Below are 14,967 nucleotides of genomic sequence, written 5' to 3' on the forward strand. Positions count from 1 at the left end.
GAGGCGAGATTCGCGCCGAGCGTGAACGTAGGGCGGCTTTCTTGTCGGATTCCCGCCCTACGTTCACACTCGGCGGTCAGCACCCCGGGGAGTTGACAGCGCAGGCCCCGTCCAGCCATGTTGGGCGGGGCTTGTTGCTGCCGCCGAGACAAAACTTGCCGTGAGGCCGAAAGGAACACAGTGTCGATCCAACGAGTAGGTGTCATCGGAGCCGGTCAGATGGGCGCCGGAATCGCCGAGGTGTCGGCGCGTGCCGGCGTCGAGGTGAAGGTTTTCGAGACCACCGACGCACTGGTGACCGCCGGGCGTAACCGGATCGTCAAGTCGCTGGAGCGCGGCGTGAGCGCCGGCAAGATCACCGAGCGCGAGCGCGACGACGCCGTCGGCAACCTGTCCTTCACCACCGATCTCGGGGACTTCGCCGATCGGCAGCTGGTGATCGAGGCGGTCATCGAAGACGACACCGTCAAGTCGAAGATCTTCGCCGAGCTGGACAAGGTGATCACCGACCCGGACGCCGTGCTCGCCTCGAACACCTCGTCCATTCCGATCATGAAGATCGCCGCCGCCACGCAGAACCCGCAGCGCGTGCTGGGCCTGCACTTCTTCAACCCGGTTCCGGTGCTGCCCCTGGTCGAACTGGTCAGCACGCTGGTCACCGACCCGGCCGCCGCCGACCGCACCGAGGAATTCGCCAGCGCGGTGCTGGGCAAGCAGGTGGTGCGCTGCTCGGACCGGTCCGGTTTCGTGGTGAACGCCCTGCTGGTGCCCTACCTGTTGTCGGCGGTGCGCATGCTGGAGTCCGGCTTCGCCACCGTCGAGGACATCGACAAGGCGATCGTCGCCGGACTGTCGCACCCGATGGGCCCGCTGCGGCTGTCCGACCTGGTCGGCCTGGACACCCTGAAGCTGATCGCCGACAAGATGTACGAGGAGTTCAAGGAGCCGCTCTACGCCGCGCCGCCGCTGCTGCTGCGCATGGTCGAGGCCGGCCAACTCGGCAAGAAGTCCGGCCGCGGCTTCTACACGTACTGATCCCCGAGCTGCCCCGCGGGGTTAATGCGTGGCCGTCACGCCGTAGGCGAACCAGCAGGGTTTGCCCTCCATCGGGGAGTCGAACGGCGTCGCCGTGCGGGTCAGCCCCTCGGGCGGGATCAGGGTGGGGACGCCGTTGAAGACGACGCACTTGGAGTCGGTGAGCAGGTCCTGGGGTGGCCGCTCACCTGCCGGTGCGTCCTGGATGCCCTGATTGGCGGCGCGATTGGCCTGCTCGGCGGCGCTCCTGGCCTCGTTGACAGCCCGGTTGGCGATTCCGGCCGCGCAGGCCTGCGGGTCCTGAGGTTGCCCCTGATCGTCGCCGGCGCACGCATCCTGTCCTTGCCCGCCCGGCGGTTCCGGCTCATCCGCGCCGGCCGGTGCGGCAAACGTCAGAATCGCCCCGGTGGCGATCAAGGCCGACACGACCGTTCTCACGGTGCTTGGGTAGCGCTTTGCGGACATAGCGAGGCACCTGCCTTCCCGGGTCTTCTCGGGCAGCGCATCGATCGGACGGATCTGCCCCCCAGCCGAGGTTTCGGCGTACCCGTGACGTTAGGCGACAGGGCCGCCCGAGAGATACAGGGATTTCCCTGGTATTGGGCCAGGCCTCAGCGGCTTTGTGTGCCCGCCGCTCGCCGCCACGGCAGTATCGGTGACGGGTGCGGTCCGGCGTTGAACTTCTCCAGCGATCCGCCCACCTCGACGATCCCGCAGAGCGCGTTCCAGCTCAGCATCGTCAGATAGTCGATCAGGTCATCGGCGCTCATCCGCGGGTCCAGCAGCCACGAGTGGGTGGCCAGCTGCACGCCGCCGACGATCATGTAGGCCCAGGGCTCGACTCCCTGGGTGTCCATGCCGACCGCTTTCATCCGGCGCCGAAGCATCACGGCGAGCATCCGGGCGATGATCCGCTCGGAGTCGGCGATCACCTTGCTCTTGCTGGCCGAGCTGTTGGCCATCACGAACCGGTACGGCTCGGGTTCGTTGGCCACGGTCTGCACGTAGACCCGGATGATCTCGCGGACCAGGTCGTAGCCATCGAGGTTCGCTGACAGCGCCGCGGCCATGTTCGGGATCAGCGTGGTCTGCGCGAAGCGCATCATCACCGCGGTGGTGAGGTCGTTCTTGTCGACGAAGTACCGGTACAGGACGGTCTTGGACACGCCGATCTCCGCGGCGATCTCGTCCATGCTCACATAGCGGCCACGGCGCCGGATCGCCTCGATCGTCCCGTCGACGAGATCGTTGCGGCGATCGACCTTGTGCTGGTGCCACCGCCGTTTGCGCCCGTCAGACTTAGCGGTGCCCGTATGGAGCTGCTGTGCCACTATCGCGGATTCCATTCACTAGACCTAATAGATAATACGGGCTGGTCCAGCAAACTTCGTGGGCCGGTAACAGTAACCGGCCGCGCAGATGGCGGATGATGGTGTGGTGGCGGATCTACAGAATCAGCCGAGTTGGCCGGGCGCTGCGCAAACCGTGCAGGCCTTGGCGGAGTCGTTCGCCGGTGCTGATCCGGCCGCGGACGCGGTCCGATTGCGGGACCTGCGCCGGATGAAGGTGGTGGCGCTGAGCTTCCTGCTCGGTGCCACCGTGGTCTTCCTGCTCTGCCGGTGGGCGCAGGCAGACGGCCTGGCCCCGGCCTGGGTGGGCTACGTCGGCGCCGCGGCCGAAGCCGGCATGGTGGGCGCGCTGGCGGATTGGTTCGCCGTCACCGCGCTGTTCAAGCACCCCCTGGGCATTCCCATCCCGCACACCGCGATCATCAAGCGCAAGAAGGATCAGCTGGGGGAGGGGCTGGGCACCTTCGTCCGGGAGAACTTTCTGTCACCACCGGTGATCGAGACCAAGCTGCGCGACGCGCAGATCGCCGGCCGGGTGGGCAAGTGGCTCTCGGAGCCGGTGCACGCCGAGCGGGTGGCCGGCGAAACCGCCACGGTGCTGCGGGTCCTGATCGAGATGCTGCGCGACGACGACGTCCAGGACGTGATCGACCGGATGATCGTGCGTCGCATCGCCGAACCGCACTGGGGACCGCCCATCGGCCGCGTGCTGGGTTCGCTTCTGGCCGAGAACCGGCAGGAGGCGCTGATCCAGCTGCTGGCCGACCGCGCCTTCCAGTGGTCGCTCAACGCCGGTGAGGTCATTCAGCGGGTGGTGGAGCGCGACTCGCCGTCCTGGTCGCCGCGCTTCGTCGACCACCTGGTGGGCGATCGCATTCACCGGGAGCTGATGGATTTCACCGACAAGGTGCGCCGCAATCCCGACCACGAGCTGCGGCGCAGCGCGACCCGATTTCTGTTCGAGTTCGCCGACGACCTGCAGCACGACCAGGCGACCATCGCCAAAGCCGACGCCGTCAAGGAGCAGCTGATGGCCCGCGACGAGGTGGCCAACGCCGCGGCCACCGCCTGGCGGACACTCAAGCGTCTGGTGCTCGAGGGTGTCGACGATCCGTCCAGCGCGCTGCGCACCCGGGTGGCCGCGACCGCGGTCCAGGTAGGCGAGTCGCTGCGTGACAAGGCTGAACTGCGCGACAAGGTGGACAACTGGATCGTGCGGGGCGCCCAGCACCTGGTGGGCCACTACGGGGTGGAGATCACCGCGATCATCACCGAGACCATTGAGCGCTGGGACGCCGCCGAGGCCAGCCGGCGCATCGAACTGCATGTGGGGCGCGATCTGCAGTTCATCCGGATCAACGGAACCGTGGTGGGGGCACTGGCCGGCCTGGCGATCTACACCATTGCCCAACTTATGTTCTGACCTGCGCTAGCAAGTGCTTGCAAAAGTTAGCACTCGGCATTATCGTGACACGTGTCAGCAATGATCAGCTCGCGAAAGGGGTCACCGGTGTCGCAGGACGACAAGCTCGCGGCAGTGGTTTCCACGGCAGCGGCGGATATCGGCAGCTTCATCCGGACCCAGCGCGAAGCCGCGCAGGTGTCCATGCGGCAGCTGGCCGAGAAGGCCGGTGTCAGCAACCCGTATCTGAGCCAGATCGAACGAGGGTTGCGCAAGCCCTCCGCTGACGTCCTCAATCAGATCGCCAAAGCCCTGAGGGTCTCCGCCGAGGTGCTCTACGTCCGGGCGGGAATCTTGGAGCCGAGTGAGAAGAGCGAGGTTCGTGACGCCGTGGTGGCCGATACGGCGATCACGGAACGGCAGAAGCAAGTTCTGCTCGACATCTACGGCTCCTTCGTCCAGCAGAACGAAGCCGAAGGTGAGGAGACGCCACCTGACTGATCCGCATGCGTTCTCCTGACGAAATGCCCACGCAAGATTTCACACCGAAAGGAACCCGAAATGGCTGAGAACCCGACCATCGAAGAACTGAAGGCCCCGCTGCTCGCCGCGCTCGGCGCCGCTGACCTGGCCCTGGCCACCGTGAACGACCTCGTCGTCAACCTGCGCGAGCGGGCTGGCGAAGCCCGCGAGGACGCCAGCAACCGCGTCGAGGAGCGGCGCGCGCGGCTGACCAAGCTGCAGGAGGAGCTGCCCGAGCAGTTCGCCGAGTTGCGGGAGCGCTTCACCGCCGACGAGCTGCGCAAGGCCGCCGAGGGCTACGTGGAGGCTGCCAGCGAGCGCTACAACGACCTGGTGGCGCGCGGTGAAGCGGCCCTGGCGCGGCTGCGCAGCCAGACCGGTCTGGAAGACGCCTCCGCTCAGGTGGAGGGCTACGTGGACCAGGCCGTCGAACTGACCCAGGAGGTGCTGGGCAACGTCGCGTCCCAGACCCGCGAGGTCGGTGAGCGTGCCGCCAAGCTGGTCGGCATCGAGCTGCCCAAGAAGGAAGAGGCCGCGCCGGCCCCCGCCGAGAAGCCCGCGGCTCCGGCGCCCGCCAAGAAGGCTCCGGCTGCCAAGAAGGCTCCGGCCGCCAAGAAGGCCCCGGCCAAGAAGGTCACCCAGAAGTAGTCGCAGTTCGACGCCCGGGACGGTGCCCGCCTAGGCTTGCAGCGTGATCGCTGCGAACCTGGTGGGTACCGTCCTTGGCGTTTTGCAGATCGCCGTCTTCGCGACATCGGTGTATGCCTTCGTCCACGCGGCGCTGCAACGCTCCGACGCCTACACCGCCGCCGACAAACTCACCAAGCCGGTCTGGCTGGTGATCCTCGCGGTGTGCGGGCTGATGGCGCTGCTGTTGCAGGTGATGGGCATGGCCATCGCGGCCTGCGCGGCGGGGGTCTATTTGGTGGACGTGCGGCCCCGACTCCTCGAGGTGCAAGGCAAGTCCCACTAGCGCCATGCTGCGTTCGGTGTTTTCAGTTGCGCTGGCGGGTGCCGCGGTCGCGGTGTGTTGTGCCACGCCGGCAATGGCAGAGATCGGCGGATACGTCGACCGCGCCGAGTGGGCCAGCTATGACGACGGTCTGAGCCTGCGGGTGTATCCGAGCGCCTCGGCCCGGGCGGCGGCGATCCGCCTCGACGCCGCGGCCGGCGAACAGGCGTGGCGCGAGGTGCTCAACCACGCCCCGGAGGCCGATCGGCCCGGAATGCGCGAGCAATTCCTCTGTCACTGGAACTATGCCGAGTTCGCTCGACCCGGCAAGCTCAGCTGGAACCTGGAGCCGTGGCGGCCCGTCGTCGACTGGGTCACCATGCTGGAGTCCGGCTGCAATCCCGGCGCCGCCGAGGAGGTCTTCTGATGTCCGCGACAGCCGCCGGCCGCTGGGGTCGTGACCAGGTTGCGCAGCGGGTCGACCACACACTGCTCAAACCCGAGGCGACCGCGGCCCAGGTCGTGGCCGTGGTCGCCGAAGCCGCCGAACTCGGCGTCGCCGCGGTCTGCGTGTCGCCTCTGATGGTGGCCGTCGCAGCGGCGGCGAACCCGGCCGGTGTCCCCATTGCTGCGGTCGCGGGCTTCCCGTCCGGCAAGCATCGGCCGGAGATCAAGGCCCAGGAGGCCGTGCTGGCCGCGGCGGACGGGGCCGCTGAGATCGACATGGTGATCGACATCGGTGCGGCACTGGCAGGTGACTTCGCCGCGGTGGGCACCGACATCGCGACCGTGCGGGCCGCGGTGCCGGGCGCGGTGCTCAAGGTGATCCTGGAGTCCGCCGCGTTGCTGGAGCTCGCCGGTGACGCCACGCTGGTCGCCGCCTGCCGAGCCGCCGAAGACGCCGGAGCCGACTTCGTGAAGACCTCCACCGGCTTTCATCCGTGCGGCGGGGCATCGGTGCACGCGGTGTCGCTGATGGCCGACACGGTCGGGGACCGGCTGGGGGTCAAGGCCAGCGGCGGGATCCGCACGGCCGGCGAGGCGGTGGCCATGCTGGAGGCCGGGGCGACCCGGCTGGGGCTGTCGGGCACCCGCGCCGTGCTCGACGGGTTGGGCTAGCCCCGCCCACCGGCCCTCAGTCGGGAATCGAAGCCGGGGTGGGGACCACCACGGCGAAAAGATCCGCCATCGCCGCCAGGCTCGCGGCCTGCATGGCGGCGGCTGACACGGTGCCGTCGCCGCTCGGCAGGGCCCGCGTGGCGGTGGCCGAGGCAACCACGGTGGGCGCATAGCCCAGATTGAAAGCCCCACGCGCCGTGGAGTTGACGCACATGTGCGTCATGAATCCGGCCAAGATCAGATTCGTCGCGCCGCGTTGGAGCAGCAGGTCGTTCAACTCGGTGCCGACGAAGGAGTTCGGATAGGCCTTCACCACCACCGGCTCCCCGGCGCGCGGCGCCACGGTGGAGACAATGGCACCGGACTCGCTGTCGATGTCATAGGGCGACCCGGGGCCGGCGTTGTGCTGGATGTGGATGACGGGAATCCCCGCGCTACGGGCCCGGTCCAGCAGAGCTGCCGTGCTGAGCAGTGCATCCTGAACGCCGTCGAGTTCCATCACCCCGCGGGTATAGGTGTTCTGGCAGTCGATGAGCACCACAGCGGATTCGCCCAATGACGAAGGCGTGGTGGGTAATCCGGTCAGCGTGCGCAGGGTCTCGGTCATGGGTTCTCTTCTCCAATAGTCGGGTCGATGTTGCGGAGTGTGTCGTGAGGGTGATTCGGCTATCCGGCGGCTGACTTGGTGGCCAGGACATCGGATGAGAACGGGCTCAGCGCGAACCACTTCGGGAGGGCTCGCGCGAGCTTGGCCGGGCCTTCTACCAGGATCTCGCCAGTGGCAATGGCGTCTTCCAATTGACGATGACCGAACCAGATCTGGTGCCACAGTCGACCGCTCCCGGTCACGCTGAGATCGACCGGGAAACGGGGATCGTGAAGGCAGACCGATACTTCGGCGCTTGTGGCTACGATCCAGCCCCGTCTCACCTCGCCGTCGGTGAAGTCGAACTGGATGGTGGTGCGCCCTTCGGGCAGCGCAGAGGTGACTCCTGCGCGCATGCGCCACAACAGCAGGGCATTGTCGACCTGGTCGGGCTCTGGTTCAGGAAACCACCAGCGCACCGTCCAGCGCCCCAGCGCGTAGATCAGTTCGTGGAGGTCTTCACCCGCTTCGGTGAGCCGGTATTCGTGGGTGCGGCCGGTGCCTGTGGGCACCCGGGTGAGCACCCCGACTCCCTCCAGGTGCCGCAAGCGGGCAGCGAGCAGGCTACGCGACAATCCAGGCAACCCCCGCAGGATTGCGCTGAACTGGCTTGAGCCGACCATGATTTCACGGACGATCAGCAGGCTCCAGCGATCACCGAGCACGCTCGCCCCGATCGATACGGGACAGTATTCGGCAGGAACTACGGGCATGACCGAGACGCTACACCTCCAAATATGGTTCATATTTAGAACTAAAATAGTAGTGATTCTAAACCTAGATCAGGGCCGGCCTTCCTGGTTTGGTTGGCGTCCAAGACAGCAACTTCTGCCATGAAGACAGGTCACATGACGCTTGGAACCGCCTACGAGGATCTGACGATCTTCCAACAGATCTCGCCGGAGACTGATGCCGTGCAGGGGTGGCCCCTGCACTTTCCCGATGGATCGCCGCCACTGTCGCCGGATTCAACTGCGCTGCGGTCACAGAATTGGTATGGGTTTCGTGACCCGAACCGGTCCATCTACGTCGACTGGGTAGCCGAGGCGCACCAGAATGAGACCGCGCTGGCCTACCAGCTCGAGTTGCTGGAGAAGGCGGTCGGTTCCGGTGGTGGTGATCCCGACTGGTTGCGCGAGGGGATCGCCGGTGTCGCGGCAGTACTGCCGTATGCCGACCGGTCCTACTTCCGGGTGCTCAGCCGTGCTCAGCGTTTGGCATTGTCTGACACGGTGACGCTGGCACTCGTCTTCGGCGCCGCCGACGCGCTGCGTCATGTCGAGCACGCGGCAGCTCAGCGTGCGGGCATCGAAAGCATCTCCGGGGAAGTGACTTTCAACGCTGTCGAGCAGGCGTGGACCGCAGGCGCAGGCTGGCAACCGTTCCGTGCCGCAGTCGAGCAGGTGCTCGCCACCAGCGATTGGGTCGAGGCGCTGATCGCGGTCAACGTCATCCTGGAACCGCTGGTGGGCCGGTTTCTGCGGCTGGGCTACCTAGAGCGGGGCGGTCGCCGTTACGGAGATACCTACACCATTGCGGCAACCGCGACATGGCTCCAGGACCGTGACCGGGCCGGACGCTGGACCTTCGCGCTGATCGATCACCTGCTCGCCGACCCCGAATACGGTGCAGCCAACCGGGTGATACTCACCGACTGGGTCGATCGGTGGGAGGCTCGCGCGAGCGAGGCGGTCGCCGCGCTGTTGCTGCATCTAGGGGAATTCGCAACCGCACCAGACGATCTCAACGAGGCCTGGGCAGACGTTGTGCACACCTATCGTCGCGAGGTCGGCGACCGGTGGGCCACGAAGCTCGCCGTGACGGGAGGTTTGTGATGGCGCGCACAACGGCACGGCCGGCCGCGCGTGGCGTGGGCGCCAGCCTCATCAAAGGCCCGGAAACCGACGCCATCGCCCGGTACCTGCGGCGCACCCAGCCGACGGTCAACGTCACCGATCGGGGTGTGTACCTCAAAGCCGACGCTCCCGACGAGATCATCATCGATCTCGCCGAGCTGTCCGCCGAATTCGGCCGCCCGCTCGAAATCGAAGACGTCTTGATCGTTTTAGCAAGCTATTTCGGAGAGATCGACCCGCAGCGCGGAGCGCGTCCCGGCACCGGACGGCTGGTGTTGCGCGCAGAGGCGCTGAGCGATCGCTCCCACAACGACGAAGGTATCTGATGACTGCGCCGACTACTCGCACCCACGATCTGATCAAGCAGTACACCTGGGATTCCACCCGCACTCCGCCCGCCGCCGTCTTCCCGAGCCGCTATCGCATCCCGGAGCGGGGCCGGGACCCGTTCAAGCTGCTGTTCCGCGACTATGCGCGCATGGAGGTGGAGAAGGATCTCCGGGTGCAGCGGGCCATGGACAGCGCCGCATCGCTGCGTACCACCGAGGCCATCGAGCCGCGGTGGATCGAAGGGCTGAAGCTGGCGTTGCCCCTCACCGCCGAGGCGGAGTACCAGGCGATGAAGGGTGCCGGATTACTGATCTCCTCGATCAACAATCCCGAACTGCAGCAAGGCTACGCCGCTCAGGCGCTCGACGAGGCTCGGCACCTTCAACTCGTCGGCGCGTTGCGCCGGCACTACCTGTCTCATGCCCCCGATACCGACGGCCTGCAGTTCGGGTCGCGGGCGCTCGCCCGCCACCCCATCGGTGCCGTCGCGCGAGCCGCATTCGCGCCCAATTCCGTCAACGACCCGATCGACGCGGTGATCGCGCTGAACGTTGTCCTCGAGACCGCTTACACCAACCCCCTGACCGTCGCGTTACCGCAAGTGGCCGCCGCCAACGGCGATGACGCCTATGCAGCGGCCTACCTGTCGATCCAGTCCGACGAAGTGCGCCACATGGCCAACGGGCATGGCACGCTTCGTGCTGTTGCTGAGGTCCCGGACAATATTCCCCTGGTGCAGGGGTCGTTGGACCGCGCATTCTGGCACCAGCATCAGGGCGCAGACACCGCGACCGCTGTGGCGGCCGAATACTATGTCCGCCACCGCCCATGGGCCTACCGAGATGCCTGGGAGGAATGGGTGGTCGATGACTTCATCGGCTCGTTCTCCCGCCGATTCGGCCCGTTCGGGCTACGCGAGCCAGCGCGCTTGGCCGACGTCGCCCGTGGCGTCGAATCCCAACACCACGCTGTTGCCATCGGACTGGCCGCGCTGTGGCCGTTGAACTTCTTCCGGACCGATCCGCTCGATGAGACCGACTTCGAGTGGTTCGAAGCGAACTACCCCGGTTGGTCGGCGGTCTACCAGCCGCTGTGGGAGGCATACGCAGCACTGTCTGACCGTGCCAACGGACGCCTGTTGCTCCAAGAACTGCCCGGCGTGCCGCCGTTCTGCCAGGTGTGCCAACTGCCCTGCATCGTCCCCCGCTTCGAGGCGCCGGAAACTCGCATCATCGAATACCAGGGCGCTCGCTACGCCCTGTGCAGCGAAGGATGCGAGATCAACTTCTCATGGAATCCGGTGTCCTACACCTCCTTCGGGACATTCTGGAGCCGGTACGATGGCTGGGACCTCGCCGATGTGGTGCTAGACCTGGGCTTCCTGCGATCTGACGGGCGGACCTTGGTCGGCCAACCACATCTGCGCTCCGAGGGCCTGTGGACGATCGACGACATTCGCGCGATCGGGGTCACGGTTCACGATCCATTGGCGTCGTGAGTGTCGACATGTCGCAGCCGGGCATCCTGACCGTAGAGCCCTTCGGGGTGAGTCTGACCGTCCAGCCCGACGAGAAGCTGCTGCAGGCCATTCTGCGTAACGGCAACTACGTCCCGTTCGGCTGCAACCACGGCGGTTGCGGAACGTGCGCGGCCCAGGTGGTTGCCGGGGACCTAGAGCAGGACCCCGGCACGTTGACCACCCTCGATGAGCGAGCGCGAGCTCAGGGACAGGTGCTGCTGTGTTCGTCGCGACTGATCGGTGACAGCGCCGTGGTCGACGTCAGCGCCAGCGGGATCTCCGGTGAGGAATTCGTCGGTGCTCCATTGCAGGACAGGGAGGTCACCGTCGAGAGTCTGACCGCTGTCAGCCCCGATCTGAACGTTCTGACGCTCAGTGCGCCGCCGCCACCGTGGGCGCCGCGCCCCGGGCAGTTCGTCCACATAGAACTGCCGGACCGTACCGGATGGCGTGCCTATTCCCTTGCCTCGCCTGCTGATGCATCCCTACTGCAATTCGTCATCCGGTCCGTGCCGGGAGGCGCGTTCACCACGGCCCTCGATGAGATTCGGCCTGGCGGCAGCCTGCGCATCCGCGGGCCGTTCGGATCGTTCCAGCTGCGCACCTCCCACCGGCCCAAACTCTTCATCGGCAGCGGCGCCGGCATCGGGCCGCTCCGCCCGATGATCCACGACCTCCTGCAATCCCCAGGGCATCCACCGGCTCAACTCGTCCATGTCGCGCGCAGTGCGGCGGAGTTGGTATTCGGCGAGGAATTCGCAGCTCTTGCCAAGAGCGACAACGACTTCGCCTATCACCCGCTGCTGCCGCAGGACCGTAGCCGGGGTGCCGACCGCGTGATCGAATGGCTCGCTGACCACGGCACCGCCACCGAGTTGCGGCGGATGGAGGCCTACTTGTGCGGGCCGGATCGCTTCGTCGACAGCACTGCCGGCGCCCTCTGCGCAGCGGGACTGCGGTCCCGCTATCTCGCTGCGGATCGTTTCACCGCGTCCGCCGGGCCAGCCGTTACCCCCGCCCGCCTATCGACCTGAATTCCCCAACGACGAAATCCCGCGCCGCCGAACCAAGGAGACCCCATGACCGACACCCCCACCAGCCGCACCCTTGACATCGTCTATGCGGCACAGGAAGGACTCGAGCGCCTCACCCCGCAAGAGGCCGCCGCCGCACTCAACGATGGAGCGTTGTTCATCGACACACGCACCAGCGAGGAACGGGAGGCCGACGGCACGATTCCCGGCGCGATCCACGTGCCGCGCAACGCTGTCGAAGCGTTCCTGGACCCAACTCACCGGCCGCTGTTCACGGCCGAGGAACTGGCCGATCTCCCACCGGTGCCGGAGCCGGGCCAGAAGATCATCGTCCTGTGCAACCTGGGCCTGGCCTCCAGTCTGTCGGCCGCTTCATTGCAGCGCATCGGCCTCAGCGACGCCACCGATGTCGAAGGTGGATTCCAGGCCTGGAAAGCCGCCGGTCTGCCCGTCATCAGCGGAGGCGCAGTCTGATTCGCCGATACCCTGGCCGCGGGCGGCGGTGTGCGCTTTAGAGCGACGCGAAGCACTCTCTCGACGAGGACGCCGGAATGGTGGCGTTGCGCGTCGAGAACGTCACCTCGACCCCGGAGTCGGTGACGCCGACGGTGTCGAGGTGGATGCCCAGCGGAAGGTCGTCGGTCACCTTCGCGGTCAGCTCGTCGAGGTTGCGCTGCACACTGTCGCGGTCCAGATCACGGCCGAGGAGCTCCAACTCGGTCACCTGCAGTGACAGCCCGTTGTTCACCAGCTGCGGCTTGACCGTCGCCTTGTTGAGCAGGCCCTTGAGCTGCACGGTGCCGGCGTCGGGATCGGCGGTGACGCTGCCGGTGACGATGCTGCCGATCACCGGGACAACGTCTTGGATCGAGTCCTTGATGCCCTCAGCCGGCCAGGTGATGGTGCCGTCGACCGAGCCGATCGTGCCTTTGGAGTCCGGCGTTCCGGAGCTCTTGGTGTCCTTGTTCAACCGCACGTCGCGGATGTCCAAAGCCAGTCGCATGCCCTTGGCCTGCCGGATCTGGTTGCCCGCGGTCTTCACCGAGATGTGGCTGTAGGCGTCGGTGAAGTACTGCGTCAGCACCGGGGGAGTGGTCCCGAAGGACACGTGGGCGCTGTCCTGGGTCTCGCATGTGACGGCCTCGGCGACCAGAGTCTTGGCGCGGTGGCGGGCGTAGAGCTCACCGCCGAGCATCGCCACCAGGGCCACCGCGAGGACCACGGTCAGCGCCAGCATGACTGCCGGCAGGCCGGAAAACCGATGGGAGGTTCCGGGAGCGCTCATCTTTGCAGGTTACAGATTGGCGAAGCAGGGGTCATCCGACCGCGGGATGGAGGCGTTACGGGTGGAGAACCGCGCCACCACCCCGGTGTCGGTGACTTCGATGCCGTCGGCGCGCAGCCCGAGCGGATAGCGCTTCGTCAACTCCTTGGCGAACCGGTCCAGTTCGGGCTGCAGCGACTCGCGGGGCAGGGTCAGCGCGCCCAGCCCGGTCAGCTTCTGCACCCGCAGGGACAGGCCCCCGTCGACGACCTCGGGTTTGACCACGACGCTGGCCAGCCCGAAAGCGCCCTTGAGCTCGACCGTGCCGTCCTGCGGGTTGGTCTTGAGGTCCGACACCAGGTTGCCCAGGACCGGCACCATGTTCTGCACCGTCTCCTTGATGCCGGCAGCCGGCCAGGTCAGCGTGGCCTGCAGCGAACCGATGGTGCCCTTGGAGTCGGCAGTGCCGTGCAGGTCGACGTCGGAGATGTTCACCTCGGCCGTCATCTGTTTGGCGTCTTTGACCTGGTTGCCGGCGGTGCGGATGGAGATGTTGGTGTAGTTGCCGGTGATGTGCTGCCACAGGAACGGCGGCGTCACCCCAAACGAGGCACTGGCCTTGTCGTTCACCACGCATTCGGTCGCCTTGGCCACCTTGCTGTCGCCGATGCGGCGGGCGATCAGCTCGGCGCCGATCAACCCGGCCAGCGCCAGCGCGATCACCGTGACCAGGATCAGGACCAGCGCCAGCGGGTCGCGCAGGATCGACGCCGACCGCGGCGCAGTCTCGATCGCGGTGGTGGGCGCCTCGCCGGCGGCCGCCGGCTGTGCGGACGGTGCAACGGGCTCCTGCGGGGGCCGCGAGGTCTGCGGGGGCGCTGCGGCGGCATGCGGGGGCGCTGCGGCCGGTGGTGGCGCTGCGCCCTGCGGGGGCGCTTGTGGGGGCGCTGCGGGAATCTGGGTGGTGGGTTCCTCGCGAGTGCCCGCCGGCATCTGCCGGGTGGGCGACGCGGAGGGCTCCGGCGGGCGCTGGGGAGCGCTGCCGTGCGGATCGGGCTGGCCGGTGGGGCGAGCCCAGGGTGACTCGCCTTGGGGAGGTCCGGACGGGTTGCTCACCCGCGCGATTCTGCCTTACCGACGTGAACGAAGTCGGCGCGATTGCCCAACACGGCCAGCGCGCGACGGGCGGCGGCGACCGCGTCGAGGTCGACGTCGCAGACCAGGAGCTGCGGCGATGCGCCGGCCGCGGCCACCACTTCGCCCCACGGCGAGGAGACCACGCTGTGTCCCACACCCGTCGGTGCGCCGGAGGGATCGGCCGGAACGCCGGGGTCGGCCTGCCCCACCGCGAGCACGTAGCTGGTCGAATCCAGCGCGCGGGCGCGGGCCAGCAGCTCCCACTGGGACAGTTTCCCCGGCCCGGAGCCCCAGGAGGCGCAGACCGCGATCAGCTGGGCGCCGCGGTCGGCGAGCTCGGTGTAGAGCGCCGGAAACCGGATGTCGTAGCAGGTCGACAGCCCCACGCCCACCCCGTCGACCTCGATCACCACCGGCTCGGACCCCGGCGCAACCGTGCGCGATTCGGTGAAACCGAAAGCGTCGTACAGGTGGATCTTGTCGTAGTGGGCATCTGTTCCGGGGCCGACGGCCAGCAGCGTATTGGCCACGCGGCCGTCATCGGCGGGAGTGAACATCCCGGCCACGATGGTGATCCCGGTCCGCGCGGCGACACCGCGAACCGCCGTCGCCCACGGTCCGTCCAGCGGTTCGGCAACCGGGCCCAGCGGCACCCCGAACCGGCACATGGCCGCCTCGGGGAACACCACCAACGAGGCCCCCTGCGCCGCCGCCCGCTCGGCGTAGTCGCTCACCAGCGCCAGATTGGCGGCCGGATCGGTGCCGCTGAGTATCTGCGCACAGGCAATCCGCATGGCTCCAC

The 14,967-nt window shown here is 67.2% G+C and carries 19 protein-coding genes; 12 read left to right on the forward strand and 7 right to left on the reverse strand.

Annotated elements, in window-relative coordinates; genetic code table 11:
• Positions 1–180: 180 nt before the first annotated feature.
• Entirely contained in the window at positions 181–1,035 is an 855-nt protein-coding gene (locus tag AWC02_RS04520) for a 3-hydroxybutyryl-CoA dehydrogenase (protein WP_085127604.1), read from the forward strand.
• Positions 1,036–1,056: 21 nt separating this feature from the next.
• On the opposite strand, the gene AWC02_RS04525 is transcribed toward AWC02_RS04520, so the two are convergent.
• Both AWC02_RS04525 and AWC02_RS04530 read right to left on the reverse strand, forming a co-directional pair.
• Positions 1,057–1,473 (reverse strand): hypothetical protein, encoded by a 417-nt coding sequence (locus AWC02_RS04525; protein WP_133055600.1) that lies wholly within the window; start codon positions 1,471–1,473, stop codon positions 1,057–1,059.
• Positions 1,474–1,646: 173 nt separating this feature from the next.
• Positions 1,647–2,381: a TetR/AcrR family transcriptional regulator gene (locus AWC02_RS04530; protein ID WP_419179200.1), complete on the reverse strand. Its 735-nt coding sequence runs from the start codon at positions 2,379–2,381 to the stop codon at positions 1,647–1,649.
• A 73-nt stretch (positions 2,382–2,454) separates the two neighbouring features.
• Between AWC02_RS04530 and AWC02_RS04535 the strand changes: the two genes are divergently transcribed.
• The 6 genes from AWC02_RS04535 (at position 2,455) to deoC (ending at position 6,379) form a co-directional block, all read left to right on the forward strand.
• Positions 2,455–3,807, forward strand: a complete 1,353-nt coding sequence (locus AWC02_RS04535; RefSeq protein WP_237160319.1) for a DUF445 domain-containing protein — start codon at positions 2,455–2,457, stop codon at positions 3,805–3,807.
• An 87-nt stretch (positions 3,808–3,894) separates the two neighbouring features.
• A complete protein-coding gene (locus AWC02_RS04540; protein ID WP_085127656.1) occupies positions 3,895–4,287 on the forward strand; it encodes a helix-turn-helix domain-containing protein in 393 nt (130 codons plus the stop codon).
• Between the two features lie 60 nt (positions 4,288–4,347).
• Positions 4,348–4,956, forward strand: coding sequence for a heparin-binding hemagglutinin (locus tag AWC02_RS04545; protein WP_085127606.1), 609 nt, complete (start codon positions 4,348–4,350; stop codon positions 4,954–4,956).
• 61 nt (positions 4,957–5,017) lie between these two features.
• Positions 5,018–5,281 (forward strand): DUF2516 family protein, encoded by a 264-nt coding sequence (locus AWC02_RS04550; protein WP_207567994.1) that lies wholly within the window; start codon positions 5,018–5,020, stop codon positions 5,279–5,281.
• A gap of 73 nt (positions 5,282–5,354) precedes the next feature.
• A complete protein-coding gene (locus AWC02_RS04555) occupies positions 5,355–5,687 on the forward strand; it encodes a DUF2599 domain-containing protein (RefSeq protein WP_419179201.1) in 333 nt (110 codons plus the stop codon).
• Entirely contained in the window at positions 5,687–6,379 is a 693-nt protein-coding gene (gene deoC, locus AWC02_RS04560) for a deoxyribose-phosphate aldolase (RefSeq protein WP_085127609.1), read from the forward strand. Before AWC02_RS04555 ends, deoC begins: the two co-directional genes overlap by 1 nt.
• Positions 6,380–6,395: 16 nt before the next feature.
• Here the strand turns inward: deoC and AWC02_RS04565 are convergent, their stop codons facing one another.
• Together AWC02_RS04565 and AWC02_RS04570 are read right to left on the reverse strand one after the other, a co-directional pair.
• Positions 6,396–6,986 (reverse strand): cysteine hydrolase family protein, encoded by a 591-nt coding sequence (locus tag AWC02_RS04565; protein ID WP_085127610.1) that lies wholly within the window; start codon positions 6,984–6,986, stop codon positions 6,396–6,398.
• A gap of 59 nt (positions 6,987–7,045) precedes the next feature.
• Positions 7,046–7,738 carry a winged helix-turn-helix transcriptional regulator gene (locus tag AWC02_RS04570; RefSeq protein WP_165757843.1) on the reverse strand — a complete coding sequence of 231 codons (693 nt, stop codon included), beginning with the start codon at positions 7,736–7,738 and terminating at the stop codon, positions 7,046–7,048.
• A 135-nt stretch (positions 7,739–7,873) separates the two neighbouring features.
• Here AWC02_RS04570 and AWC02_RS04575 point away from each other — a divergent pair, with 135 nt between their 5' ends.
• The 5 genes from AWC02_RS04575 to AWC02_RS04595 are packed head-to-tail and all read left to right on the forward strand — an operon-like array spanning position 7,874 to position 12,238.
• Complete coding sequence (locus AWC02_RS04575; RefSeq protein WP_165757844.1) at positions 7,874–8,860, forward strand: ferritin family protein; 987 nt, start codon at positions 7,874–7,876, stop codon at positions 8,858–8,860.
• On the forward strand, positions 8,860–9,207 hold the full coding sequence (locus AWC02_RS04580; RefSeq protein ID WP_085127613.1) for an MmoB/DmpM family protein: 348 nt from the start codon (positions 8,860–8,862) through the stop codon (positions 9,205–9,207). Before AWC02_RS04575 ends, AWC02_RS04580 begins: the two co-directional genes overlap by 1 nt.
• Positions 9,207–10,709 (forward strand): ferritin family protein, encoded by a 1,503-nt coding sequence (locus tag AWC02_RS04585; RefSeq protein ID WP_085127614.1) that lies wholly within the window; start codon positions 9,207–9,209, stop codon positions 10,707–10,709. Before AWC02_RS04580 ends, AWC02_RS04585 begins: the two co-directional genes overlap by 1 nt.
• A complete protein-coding gene (locus AWC02_RS04590; RefSeq protein WP_085127615.1) occupies positions 10,706–11,764 on the forward strand; it encodes a 2Fe-2S iron-sulfur cluster-binding protein in 1,059 nt (352 codons plus the stop codon). The genes AWC02_RS04585 and AWC02_RS04590 overlap by 4 nt, the downstream gene beginning before the upstream one ends.
• A 45-nt stretch (positions 11,765–11,809) precedes the next feature.
• The gene (locus AWC02_RS04595) at positions 11,810–12,238 is read left to right on the forward strand and encodes a rhodanese-like domain-containing protein (RefSeq protein ID WP_085127616.1); all 429 of its coding nucleotides are present in this window, start codon (positions 11,810–11,812) and stop codon (positions 12,236–12,238) included.
• Between the two features lie 37 nt (positions 12,239–12,275).
• Here the strand turns inward: AWC02_RS04595 and AWC02_RS04600 are convergent, their stop codons facing one another.
• From AWC02_RS04600 to AWC02_RS04610, 3 genes are read right to left on the reverse strand one after another with little or no spacing between them, the layout of a single operon-like run.
• Entirely contained in the window at positions 12,276–13,049 is a 774-nt protein-coding gene (locus tag AWC02_RS04600) for an LmeA family phospholipid-binding protein (RefSeq protein ID WP_085127617.1), read from the reverse strand.
• A 9-nt stretch (positions 13,050–13,058) separates the two neighbouring features.
• Positions 13,059–14,144, reverse strand: coding sequence for an LmeA family phospholipid-binding protein (locus AWC02_RS04605; RefSeq protein WP_336385666.1), 1,086 nt, complete (start codon positions 14,142–14,144; stop codon positions 13,059–13,061).
• Positions 14,141–14,959, reverse strand: coding sequence for a carbon-nitrogen hydrolase family protein (locus AWC02_RS04610; protein ID WP_085127619.1), 819 nt, complete (start codon positions 14,957–14,959; stop codon positions 14,141–14,143). The genes AWC02_RS04605 and AWC02_RS04610 overlap by 4 nt, the downstream gene beginning before the upstream one ends.
• Positions 14,960–14,967 lie beyond the last annotated feature (8 nt).

The sequence above is a fragment of the Mycolicibacter engbaekii genome (assembly GCF_002101585.1).
In the GTDB taxonomy this organism is placed as follows: domain Bacteria; phylum Actinomycetota; class Actinomycetes; order Mycobacteriales; family Mycobacteriaceae; genus Mycobacterium; species Mycobacterium engbaekii.

Coding starts and splice junctions, on each gene's coding strand:
- AWC02_RS04530 (WP_419179200.1), bottom strand. CDS start 2,381: ATGGAATCCGCGATAGTGGCACAGCAGCTCCATACGGGCACCGCTAAG.
- AWC02_RS04535 (WP_237160319.1), top strand. CDS start 2,455: ATGGCGGATGATGGTGTGGTGGCGGATCTACAGAATCAGCCGAGTTGG.
- AWC02_RS04545 (WP_085127606.1), top strand. CDS start 4,348: ATGGCTGAGAACCCGACCATCGAAGAACTGAAGGCCCCGCTGCTCGCC.
- AWC02_RS04555 (WP_419179201.1), top strand. CDS start 5,355: ATGGCAGAGATCGGCGGATACGTCGACCGCGCCGAGTGGGCCAGCTAT.
- deoC (WP_085127609.1), top strand. CDS start 5,687: ATGTCCGCGACAGCCGCCGGCCGCTGGGGTCGTGACCAGGTTGCGCAG.
- AWC02_RS04565 (WP_085127610.1), bottom strand. CDS start 6,986: ATGACCGAGACCCTGCGCACGCTGACCGGATTACCCACCACGCCTTCG.
- AWC02_RS04570 (WP_165757843.1), bottom strand. CDS start 7,738: ATGCCCGTAGTTCCTGCCGAATACTGTCCCGTATCGATCGGGGCGAGC.
- AWC02_RS04575 (WP_165757844.1), top strand. CDS start 7,874: ATGACGCTTGGAACCGCCTACGAGGATCTGACGATCTTCCAACAGATC.
- AWC02_RS04580 (WP_085127613.1), top strand. CDS start 8,860: ATGGCGCGCACAACGGCACGGCCGGCCGCGCGTGGCGTGGGCGCCAGC.
- AWC02_RS04585 (WP_085127614.1), top strand. CDS start 9,207: ATGACTGCGCCGACTACTCGCACCCACGATCTGATCAAGCAGTACACC.
- AWC02_RS04595 (WP_085127616.1), top strand. CDS start 11,810: ATGACCGACACCCCCACCAGCCGCACCCTTGACATCGTCTATGCGGCA.
- AWC02_RS04600 (WP_085127617.1), bottom strand. CDS start 13,049: ATGAGCGCTCCCGGAACCTCCCATCGGTTTTCCGGCCTGCCGGCAGTC.
- AWC02_RS04610 (WP_085127619.1), bottom strand. CDS start 14,959: ATGCGGATTGCCTGTGCGCAGATACTCAGCGGCACCGATCCGGCCGCC.